The sequence below is a fragment of the Neisseria iguanae genome, from assembly GCF_003013245.1.
Classification (GTDB): Bacteria; Pseudomonadota; Gammaproteobacteria; order Burkholderiales; family Neisseriaceae; genus Neisseria; species Neisseria iguanae.
Window position 1 is genome coordinate 1 of record NZ_PXYY01000090.1, and the last position, 10,461, is coordinate 10,461.

Annotated in this window: 9 protein-coding genes; 4 read left to right on the forward strand and 5 right to left on the reverse strand. The window is 49.6% G+C overall.

Annotation, left to right across the window (positions count from 1 at the left end):
- Positions 1-381: 381 nt before the first annotated feature.
- Complete coding sequence (gene wrbA / locus C7N83_RS11340; protein WP_106742753.1) at positions 382-984, reverse strand: NAD(P)H:quinone oxidoreductase; 603 nt, start codon at positions 982-984, stop codon at positions 382-384.
- A gap of 114 nt (positions 985-1,098) precedes the next feature.
- Here wrbA and C7N83_RS11345 point away from each other — a divergent pair, with 114 nt between their 5' ends.
- The 3 genes from C7N83_RS11345 to C7N83_RS11355 all read left to right on the forward strand — a co-directional run bounded on the left by C7N83_RS11345 (position 1,099) and on the right by C7N83_RS11355 (position 5,117).
- Entirely contained in the window at positions 1,099-2,358 is a 1,260-nt protein-coding gene (locus C7N83_RS11345) for a YihY family inner membrane protein (RefSeq protein WP_106742755.1), read from the forward strand.
- A 217-nt stretch (positions 2,359-2,575) separates the two neighbouring features.
- Complete coding sequence (locus tag C7N83_RS11350; RefSeq protein WP_106742763.1) at positions 2,576-4,354, forward strand: extracellular solute-binding protein; 1,779 nt, start codon at positions 2,576-2,578, stop codon at positions 4,352-4,354.
- A gap of 145 nt (positions 4,355-4,499) precedes the next feature.
- Entirely contained in the window at positions 4,500-5,117 is a 618-nt protein-coding gene (locus C7N83_RS11355; protein ID WP_106742756.1) for a nuclease-related domain-containing protein, read from the forward strand.
- Between the two features lie 165 nt (positions 5,118-5,282).
- Here C7N83_RS11355 and prmA read toward each other — a convergent pair whose 3' ends face one another.
- The 3 genes from prmA to accB form a co-directional block, all read right to left on the reverse strand.
- Complete coding sequence (prmA, locus tag C7N83_RS11360; RefSeq protein ID WP_106742758.1) at positions 5,283-6,170, reverse strand: 50S ribosomal protein L11 methyltransferase; 888 nt, start codon at positions 6,168-6,170, stop codon at positions 5,283-5,285.
- Between the two features lie 354 nt (positions 6,171-6,524).
- Entirely contained in the window at positions 6,525-7,889 is a 1,365-nt protein-coding gene (gene accC, locus C7N83_RS11365) for an acetyl-CoA carboxylase biotin carboxylase subunit (protein WP_106742760.1), read from the reverse strand.
- Between the two features lie 123 nt (positions 7,890-8,012).
- Positions 8,013-8,450 carry an acetyl-CoA carboxylase biotin carboxyl carrier protein gene (accB, locus tag C7N83_RS11370; protein WP_106742761.1) on the reverse strand — a complete coding sequence of 146 codons (438 nt, stop codon included), beginning with the start codon at positions 8,448-8,450 and terminating at the stop codon, positions 8,013-8,015.
- A gap of 356 nt (positions 8,451-8,806) precedes the next feature.
- Between accB and queA the strand changes: the two genes are divergently transcribed.
- A complete protein-coding gene (gene queA / locus C7N83_RS11375; protein ID WP_106742765.1) occupies positions 8,807-9,847 on the forward strand; it encodes a tRNA preQ1(34) S-adenosylmethionine ribosyltransferase-isomerase QueA in 1,041 nt (346 codons plus the stop codon).
- A gap of 367 nt (positions 9,848-10,214) precedes the next feature.
- On the opposite strand, the gene C7N83_RS15335 is transcribed toward queA, so the two are convergent.
- Positions 10,215-10,461, reverse strand: a 247-nt coding sequence (locus C7N83_RS15335) for a hypothetical protein (RefSeq protein ID WP_211296651.1), incomplete at its 5' end; no start/stop codon positions are given.

Here is a 10,461-nt window from a genome sequence, read left to right on the forward strand (position 1 = left end):
TTGCGGGCATTTTGCTTTTTCTTTCCGGCTTCATGCTGTGCCGGGCGTACAAGCCGCCGTATTTGCCGTTCATGCCGTATCTGTCCGATTCACGCTTGACGGTGGTGGGGGTACTGCTGCTTTGAGACGGCTTGCGGTATTCCGGGCAAATGCCGTATTTTTGTTCCCGGGTCAGGTGTGTGTAGCGGATGGCAGTCTTTCTTGTTGGGAAGCGGTCTGCTGCCGAATACCGGCCTGTTCTTTTGGAAAGTTGTCGCACTTGCGATGGGAATTCTAAGAACCTTAATTGGTTTCAATGCTTGGTGCGTTTGGGCTTAAACCGTGGCTAGAGTGGCGGGGATTCAGACGGCCTTGAATGGTGATGCCGGAGACAAAACAGACTTACGCCAATTTTACTGCCAATTCAGCCAAACGTTTGCCTTGTGCAAAAGCCAATTCGTTTTCCTCGGCACTCAATACCGCGCTGCCGTCGTGTCCGGCCACATGTGATGCGCCGTAGGGGGTACCGCCGCTTTGGGTGCGGCTGAGGGCGGTTTCGCTGAACGGAATGCCGCTGATGACCATGCCGTGATGCAAAAGCGGCAGCATCATGGTGAGCAGGGTGGATTCTTGACCGCCGTGCAAGGAGCCGGTGCTGGTAAATACGGTCGCCGGTTTGCCGGATAATTCTGCGCCGAGCCATTGTGCAATTGTGCCGTCGATAAAGTATTTCATGGCGGCGGCCATGTTGCCGAAACGGGTCGGGCTGCCCAATGCCAAGCCCGCGCAGTTTTTCAAATCTTCGGCGGTGACATAAGGTGCGCCGCGGTCGGGGATTTCGTTTTCAACCGCTTCGCACACGGTAGAGACTTTCGGCACGGTGCGCAATACGGCTTCGCATCCGGCGACGCTTTCTATGCCGCGTGCGATTTGGCGGGCGAGATTGAGCGTGCTGCCGTTTTGGCTGTAAAACAAAACCAGAATGTTAAGAGAAGTTGGGTTCATGGTGTGATTCCGTTACAATGGATGGTTTAATAAAACATAAAACTGCTTTTCGGGAGGAATGGAGGGAAGGCCGCCTGAAAAGTAATCATCATACAATACATTAAGGAAAAGAGTATGCCGTTTTTAAAATGGTGGCAAGGTTTGTCGGAAAATAAAGTGGTCGGTTTTTTGATGTTTGTGTTCGGCCGCTTTAATAACGAACGTGTACCGCAAGTGGCATCGAGCCTCACTTTTACCACGCTGTTGGCCTTGGTGCCGGTGTTGACAGTGATGTTGGTGGTGGTGTCGGCTTTTCCGGTGTTTGACCAATGGTCTGTGTCGTTTGTCGAATTTATCAACCGCATGATTGTGCCGCAGGGTGCGGATTTGGTGTTTGAATACCTGAATCAATTTAAAGACAAAGCCAGCAAATTGACCGCTATCGGTAGCGTGATGCTGTTTGTAACCTCGCTGATGTTGGTGCAAACCATCGACAGCGCGTTCAACCGCATTTGGAATGTGCACACGCAGCGGCCATTGATGCGCCAATTTTTGGTGTATTGGGCGTTGCTGACCTTTGGACCGTTGTCGTTGGGTGTCAGCTTGTCGTTGATTGTCGGCGCGGTAAACGGTTTGGGCTTGGAACATATTTCATCTGTGTTGGCCGAGGCGGTACGCTTTTTGATGTCTTTATTGTTCAGCACGGCTTTGCTGTGGGCATTATACCGCTTTGTGCCACACCGTTTTGTGCCGGCCAAGCATGCTTTAATCGGTGCCTTGGTGGCGGCTTTGGCTTTGCAGATTGCCCGCTATATTTTTGCCTGGTACATGACCAATTTTGACGGCTATAAGTCGATTTACGGTGCGTTTGCCGCGGTTCCCTTTTTCCTGGTATGGTTGAACTTGCTCTGGTCAATGGTGTTGGCCGGTGCGGTGTTGACATCTTCACTGTCGTACTGGCGGGACAATGCTTTCCGCCGCAATTTCGATTCTTCCGGCCGTTTTGACGATGTATTGAAAATCCTGCTTTTGCTCGATGCGGCGCAGCAGGAAGGCAATGCCATGCTGGTGCAGGAACTGCGCGGCCATATCAATATAGGCTACGACGAATTGGGCGAGCTTTTGGAAAAGTTGGCGCGCCATGGCTATGTGTATTCGGGCAAACAGGGCTGGGTGTTGAAAACCAGTGCCGATAAAATTGATTTGGGCGAATTGTTTAAGATTTTTGTATATAGCCCGTCGTATGTGAAAAAAGACAAAGTCAATGCCGCGGTTGACCAAATCATGCAGCCTTGCGTGGAAACCATGAACATGACCTTGGCCGAATTCCGTGTGCATACGGATAATCAGGATAAATCTGTTGCCGCCTTAAAAAAAATCTTTGACGGCATATAATATTCAGGCTGAGACCTTTCAAAGCCGTAGATTTGAGTATAGTTTGAAGTTATAGTGGCATAGAAAGTCAATATATCAATTGGATAGGTATCTTTCGAGCAGCGCATAACGAAAAATGTGCCAAAGATAGGGATTGTGTAAAGGTCTCAGGCCGTCTGAAAATACTTTTTCAGACGGCCTTCATTGTTACCCTTTCCTGTTGGAATCGAAATCCATTATGAAAATCACTGCTTTTGTTTCACTCATGCTCGCTATGTCTTCAGTCTTTGCCGCCCACGGCTTGGGATTGGGACAGCCGCCGAAATATCCGCCGCATTTTCAAGCTTTTGATTATGTGAACCCGAATGCGCCTAAAGGTGGTACGTTTACGCTGCCGGTGCAAGGCGGGTTTGACACGCTTAATCCGTTTACACTCAAGGGTGATCATGAAGCAGGCGTAGCAGCTTTGACGCTGGACACGCTGATGGAAAAGAGTCTTGACGAACCATTTGCGATGTATGGATTGCTGGCGGAAGATGTGCGCTTGGCTTCAGACGGCCTGTCGGTCATGTTCAAACTCAACCGGAAAGCGCGTTTCCACAACGGCGATCCAGTGTTGGCCAAAGACGTGGCTGCTTCGTTTAACACGCTGACGCAAGACAAAGCTGCCGCGCCGATGTATAAATTTTACTGGAGCGATGTCGCCAAAGTGGAAACGCCCGAAGCGTACACGGTGGTTTTCCGTTTCAAGAAGAAAAACGCCGAATTGCATATGATTTTGGGTGAGTTGCCGGTGTTTTCACACAAAAGCTATCCGCAAGGCTTGGCTGCCGCGGCCAATACCATGCCTATCGGCTCCGGCCCTTACCGCTTCGCCCGCGCCGACAGCAGCCGCTTGAGCGAATACCATCGCGACAAAAATTATTGGGCACAACATTTGCCGGTGCGTAAAGGGCGGTACAACTTCGATACCGTGCGCTTCAAATATTTCAAAGACGACAGCGTGCGCATCGAAGGCATTAAGGGCGGACAGTATGATTTTGTGCAAGAAAACATCGCCCGAAATTGGGCGCGTGCCTACCCCGGCGATATGTTGGAAAAGCGTGGTCTGGGCAAACACGAGTGGCAGCACGGCAATACCGCCGGCATGCAGGGCTTTGTGATGAACCTGCGCCGCAAGCCGTTTGACAATATTTTGGTGCGCCAGGCAATGGTGGAAAGCTTTGATTTTGAAAGCACCAACACCAAGCTGTTTTACGGAGCGTACCGGCGCAGCAACAGTTTTTTCACCAATGGTATCATGGCGGCGACGGGTAAACCGGGCGGCGCGGAATTGGCTTTGCTAAACACGGTGAAAACGCAGTTGCCGAAGAATGTGTTCACGCAAAATGTGCCACAGCCGCCAGTGATCAATCTGCAAATCGGTGTGCGCCCGCAGCTTTTGAAAGCGCGGGCATTGCTGCTGCAAGCCGGTTACCGTTATCGAAACGGCAAACTGGTCGATAAGCAGGGCAGACCGCTGGTATTTGAATTTTTAAGCCCGAGCAAAACCTACGGGCGCGTGACCGCCAAATGGCAGCGCGATTTGGCCAAAATCGGTGTGGGTATGACCATACGCGTTGCGGATCCGGCCGTGTTTCAAAAGCGAATGACCGCGTTTGATTACGACATGACTATTGTGGTGTATGCCAACAGCGAAAGCCCCGGAAATGAGCAGTTTAATTATTTCAGTTGCGCAGCGGCGAAAACCGAAGGCAGCCGTAATTGGGCAGGCGTGTGCCATCCGGCGGTGGATGTATTGCTGAAACGCTTTGAAAATTTCAGTAACCGTGAAGAATTGACCGTTTCCGCACGCGCTTTGGATCGCGTGTTGCGCCATCAATACATTATCGTGCCCAATTGGTTCAGTGACCGTTACCGCGTGGTTTACTGGGATAATTTGGGTATACCGGCCAAGTTGCCGAAGTATTACAGCCCGATAGATTGGACTTTAAGCTCGGCTTGGGTGAAGCGGTAAAACAGTTGTTTTGATAAAAGGTAATAAATAATGACTAACGGTAATTTTCTATTGTAAATAATATCATTTGGTTTATAATAAAGCAAAAAATGCAGTATGAATAAATACTGCTCAAACCAATAAAATAAATTACGTGGAAAATGCAATGAATGCTTCTTTTAATCTTTCAGACGGCCTGTTTGTTTATTTATGGTGGGTGATCCCGGTGGTCTTGGCGGCCATGCTGGCCAAAACCCATTGGTTGAGAAATTTTACCGCGCGTTTTGCCGTGAATGTGCGCGCCAAATGCTTGTTGGATACCAAAACCTACCACGCCTTTCCGGATTTGGATGTATGCTGTGGCGGCGAACATGAGCAGATTGATTACGTGTATGTATCTCGCTTCGGTATTTTTGTGGTGAATACGCCGAATCAGCAAGGACGGATTTGGGGCGATGGCGGCAGCGGTATGTGGACGTGCAAGCTGCATAAAAATGAAGCCAAATTTGAGAATCCTTTGCTGAAAAACCAGCAGTATATTCAGGCATTGTCGGATCAGTTGTCGATATCGCAGAAAATGTTTTATTCGGTGGTGGTGTTTCCGAAACATTGTTATTTTCAAACCATGATTCCTGATAATGTTTTGGATATCAGAGATTTTAAAGGATTTATCGCGCAATATGATGAAGTGGTGTTGACCGATGAAGAAGTCGCCGAGATTCGCGCATTGTTGGAAACCAGTGAATTTGATGTGGTGTTCAGCCGCGCCGGTTTGAGTGCGTAAAGCAAGCTGCTGAATCTGATTATTGGGAATCTGTCATTTAAAGGCCGTCTGAAAACGATTGCTTTCAGACGGCCTTTTTCTTTCCAGCCAATCTATAGTTGGTTAAAATCGAATCAAGACAAGGCGCGCCAACGCAGTAATTGGTTCGATTTTAACCAACTATAATCAGCGTTTCACGCCGCTTAAGCGTGCCCAGCCTTCCTCAATTTCGGCAGGTTCGATGTCGAACCATTGGCTGTAGATTTCGCTTAATTCTTCGACTTGTTCGTCCAACAAGCCGGATAAAATAATGCGTCCGCCGGATTGGGTGCGTCCGGCCAGCATTTCACCGAGCATGCGCAACGGGTTGGCCAGAATGTTGGCAACCACGACGTCGAATTGGCCTTTGGGAACCGCATCAGGCAGATAGAATCGCGCTTGAACATTGTTTTGGTCGGCATTGGCTTTGCTGGCGCGGATGGCTTGGTTGTCGATATCTACACCGACCGCCAAGCCTGCCCCCAGCTTCAAGGCGGCAATCGCCAAAATACCTGAGCCACAGCCGTAATCCAAGACGCTTTCGCCGCCTTTCAGTTGCGCGTCGAGCCATTGCAGGCAGAGACGGGTGGTCGGGTGGCTACCGGTGCCGAAGGCCAAACCGGGATCGAGTTGCAGATTGACGGCATTTTTATCGGGTGCTTCGTGCCAAGACGGGGTAATCCACAAACGGTCGGAAATCTGAATCGGGTCGAATTGGGCTTGGGTTAAGCGCACCCAGTCTTGATCTTCCAGGATTTCGGTGGTGTAAGTTAAGTCGGCTAAACCGCATTCTTCTGCGGCGGCGCGGATGACGGCGGCAGCTTCGTCTTGTTCGCTGAAGAGGGCAATCACTTTACTTTGTTGCCAGATTTGTTCGGCCGGCATACCCGGTTCGCCGAAAATGGCCTGTTCGTTTTCAGTACCGGCGTAGGCATCTTCAATGGCGGCAGAAAGGGCACCGTGTCCCATCAGCGCATCGGCCAATGGTTCGGCAGCGGTGTCTCTAACGGCGAGGGTAATTTGTTGGTATGGCATAATCTGTCTCTATCAGGAGGAAGCCGTCTGAATTAAAGTAGATATGGTGGAATCAATAAATAATGATACAGGTCAATAAATAATCGATACAGGCGGACTGATTCTGACGGTACGGATAGTATGGAACTGACTCTGTTAGCCGCTTCAGCAGTCAACAGGATCGGTCTCTTCGAGCTGGGGCAGCCCAATGCGGTATCGGTTTTTAGTGATTCCACTCTAGAAATGTTTTCAGACAGGAATGAATAAAATAGACTTATTGTAACGGATGTGAGCGGGTTAACAAAGGCCGTCTGAACCGGAAACGAAACCGAAGATTTCTGTTGCCTTGTCCAGACGGCCTTTTTTGGTGTCGGCTTACTTCTCGGCCAGTGCTGCTTTGCGTTGCTCCAACCATTTTTCCAAATAGTGGATGCTCACGCCGCCTTCGGCATAGCCTGAATCCTGAAACAAATCACGGTGCAGCGGTGTGTTGGTCTTGATGCCGGTCACGGCCAATTCGGCCAAGGCCACACGCATTTTTGCCATTGCTTGTGCGCGATCTTTGCCGGCCACGCAGATTTTACCGATCAAGCTGTCGTAAAACGGTGGAATGCGGTAGCCTTGGTAGATGTGGCTGTCGACACGGATACCGAAACCGCCCGGTAAATGGCAGCTTTCAATCAATCCCGGGCTTGGAATGAAGCTGTAAGGGTCTTCCGCGTTGATACGGCATTCAAAGGCATGGCCTTCGATTCGGATGTCGTCTTGGGTGTATTGCAAAGGCAGGCCGCCGGCGATACGGATTTGTTCTTGAACGATGTCCACCCCGGTAATTAATTCGGTCACGGGGTGTTCGACCTGAACGCGGGTATTCATCTCGATAAAGAAGAATTCTCCGTCTTCATACAGGAATTCAAACGTACCGGCACCACGATAACCAATGCGTTTGCAGGCATCGGTACAGGCTTGGCCGATTTTGGCACGTTCTTCCGGTGTGATGCCCGGTGCAGGCGCTTCTTCGATGATTTTTTGATGGCGGCGCTGCAAAGAACAATCGCGCTCGGCCAAGTAGATGGCGTTACCGTGTTCGTCAGCTAAAACTTGGACTTCGATGTGGCGCGGACGTTGCAGATAACGTTCCATATACACCATAGGGTTGCCGAATGCGGCACCGGCTTCAGTTTTGGTCATTTCGACCGAACAAATCAGGTCTTCTTTTTTCTCGACTACGCGCATACCGCGGCCGCCGCCGCCGCCCGATGCTTTGATGATGACCGGAAAACCGACTTTATCGGCGATTTTCAGAATTTCGTCATCATCGTCAGGCAATGCGCCATCTGAACCCGGCACGCACGGCACACCGGCTTTAACCATGGCATGTTTGGCAGAAACCTTATCGCCCATCAAGCGGATGGTGTCGGCTTTGGGGCCGATAAAGATAAAACCAGATTGTTCAACTTGCTCGGCAAAATTGGCATTTTCAGCCAAGAAGCCGTAGCCGGGGTGAATGCTGTCGGCACCGGTCACTTCAGCGGCAGCAATCAGCGCGGGAATGTTCAGGTAGCTTTGTGCGGAAGCAGCAGGACCGATACACACGGATTCGTCGGCTAATTTGACATGCAGGCTGTCTTTGTCGGCTTCGGAATGCACGGCAACGGTGGCAATGTCCATTTCGCGGCAGGCACGCAGCACGCGTAGGGCGATTTCACCGCGGTTGGCGATTAATACTTTGTTCAACATAATGATTTTCCTGTATTTTTCAGATGCTTTTGAAGCGAAAGGCAGTCTGAAAATGTTTATGCTTCAAATGTTCCGAAAAGTTTCAGACGGCCTATGTCTGAAATCAGGCCGTCTGAAAGCGGATTATTCGATGATAAACAACGGTTCGCCGTATTCGACAGGGGTGCCGTTTTCCACCAGAATTTCTTTCACCACGCCGGATTTCTCGGCTTCGATTTCGTTCATCAGCTTCATGGCTTCGATAATGCATAAGGTATCGCCGGCTTTTACGTTTTGGCCGACCTCGACAAAAGGCTTGGCATTCGGGCCTGGTGCACGGTAGAACGTACCCACCATCGGTGATTTTTGGGCGTCGGCCAAATTCAGCGCAGATGCTTCTGCAGCCGCAGGTACGGCGGCAACTGCGGCCGGTGCGGCAACAGGGGCTGCGGTGTAAACAGGTGCCGGTGCGGCAGTAGCACGGGTAATGCGGACTTTTTCTTCACCTTCGGTAACTTCGATTTCGGCGATACCGGATTCTTCAACCAAATCAATCAGTTTTTTCAGTTTGCGCAAATCCATTTTGGTTCCTTATTGAGACGGTCTGTTGTAGAGCCGTGTTACGTTACATAATGATGCTGACAATAAGATTTTGTCTGCCACGTTATCTGCCATAACAACGGACAATTTGAGAATAAGAAGATGGCGGCCTTAGCCGGAATTTAACTAGGCCATTTTCCCGAAATTACGGCAAAATGTCTAGCAAAATATCGAAAAATCGCTCATTTTGGCGTTAAATCACCAGAATGAGGAATAGGGGAAAGCTTGGCTCGTTAACAAAAGTATATATGCTAATCGGTTGGTTTTATAAGAAAACAGGCCGTCTGAAAAGAGGAAATATGCGTATAATAACGGCTGTTTTGGATTGTGAAAAAATCATGGATATTTCTGATTTTGACTTTGACTTACCTGAAAAACTGATTGCGCAACATCCGCCTAAAGTGCGCGGCAGCAGCCGTTTGCTGGCGGCCTTGCCCGATATGCCGGTAAAAGATGTGCATTTTGCCGATTTGCCGGATTATGTCGAACGCGGCGATGTTTTAGTGTTTAATAACACCAAGGTGATAAAAGCGCGTTTGTTCGGGAAAAAGGCCAGCGGCGGTAAAATCGAAGCCTTGATTGAGCGTGTGTTGGACGGGCATACGGCCTTGGCTCATGTGCGTTCGTCCAAATCACCTAAACCTGGCACGGAGCTGGTATTTGAAGGCGGCATCAAGGCGGTAATGGTTGAACGGCAGGAAGAGTTGTTCTGTCTGCGCTTTGAAGGCAGACAAACGGTTTACGAATTATTGGAGCAGAACGGCCATTTGCCGTTGCCGCCTTATATCGAACGCACGGCGGATAGCGAAGACGACAGCCGTTACCAAACGGTTTACGCCAAGCATCAGGGCGCAGTTGCCGCACCGACTGCCGGTTTGCACTTCACTGATGAATTGCTGGCGGCTTTGAAAGCAAAAGGAGTGGAGATGGCAGAGGTGACGTTGCACGTGGGGGCGGGCACATTTCAGCCGGTGCGTGTGGACAATATTGCCGACCATAAAATGCACAGAGAATGGTTTGATGTGCCGTCTGAAACGGTGGCTGTGATTGAAGCGGTCAAAGCACGCGGTAATCGGGTATGGTCGGTCGGAACCACATCCATGCGTGCGTTGGAATCGGCTGCCCGTGAAACAGGCCGTCTGAAAGCAGGGCAAGGCGATACCGATATTTTCATTACACCGGGCTATCGGTTTAATGTGGTTGATCGACTGATTACCAATTTTCATTTGCCGAAATCGACGCTGTTGATGTTGGTCAGTGCATTGTCGGGCATACAGCGTATCCGTGATATTTATCGACATGCAGTGATGCAGGAATACCGTTTTTTCAGCTATGGTGATGCGATGATTTTGGGTCATGTTGAAAATGTGGAAGATTAACTAACGTGAGTTCGGGATAAGAAAAATAAAAGAGAGGGTCAAATTTGTAGTAAACTATTGTTTTCATATAAAAAGCAAACAAAAAAGCACTCTCTCACAGATCATCTTACCGAGCCTTTTTATCTCTTGGATGATTTTTGCAAAAAAATTCAAGTCCGGATTTCAAAAAAACCGTATCCAACCCAAAATCACGACAACGAAAAGCTCCCGCCAGCAATGCGGAAACCATGACCATAACCATATGAATCTGTTTCCGTCGAATCTGCTACCGCCAATTTAAAAACTTATCACCTATACCAAATCCGAAGAATGCCTCGTAAAGCGTGTTCCCCAAGGGACCCTCACATAACCGGTTTGTCGAATCGGCCTAGAAGGAGAGTCCGTCGGCCGTATTCCCCAAAACACAACAGCGGCCCGGTTTTGCCGGGTCAGCCGCGCAGCCCGTCTGCCATAACCGCCGTATTCCTATCCAAAGACACCGTGGAAAAGCAATACGGGCTGGTTTTCCGGCTTCAAATAGCATTCGCTGATAACCTGCAACGGCGGATTGATTGGCAGCAGATTGGTTTCGGGGAAGATTAATGATCACAAGTCTTTGAAAGATATGGATTCTT

Coding starts and splice junctions, on each gene's coding strand:
- wrbA (WP_106742753.1), bottom strand. CDS start 984: ATGAACCCAACTTCTCTTAACATTCTGGTTTTGTTTTACAGCCAAAAC.
- C7N83_RS11345 (WP_106742755.1), top strand. CDS start 1,099: ATGCCGTTTTTAAAATGGTGGCAAGGTTTGTCGGAAAATAAAGTGGTC.
- C7N83_RS11350 (WP_106742763.1), top strand. CDS start 2,576: ATGAAAATCACTGCTTTTGTTTCACTCATGCTCGCTATGTCTTCAGTC.
- C7N83_RS11355 (WP_106742756.1), top strand. CDS start 4,500: ATGAATGCTTCTTTTAATCTTTCAGACGGCCTGTTTGTTTATTTATGG.
- prmA (WP_106742758.1), bottom strand. CDS start 6,170: ATGCCATACCAACAAATTACCCTCGCCGTTAGAGACACCGCTGCCGAA.
- accC (WP_106742760.1), bottom strand. CDS start 7,889: ATGTTGAACAAAGTATTAATCGCCAACCGCGGTGAAATCGCCCTACGC.
- accB (WP_106742761.1), bottom strand. CDS start 8,450: ATGGATTTGCGCAAACTGAAAAAACTGATTGATTTGGTTGAAGAATCC.
- queA (WP_106742765.1), top strand. CDS start 8,807: ATGGATATTTCTGATTTTGACTTTGACTTACCTGAAAAACTGATTGCG.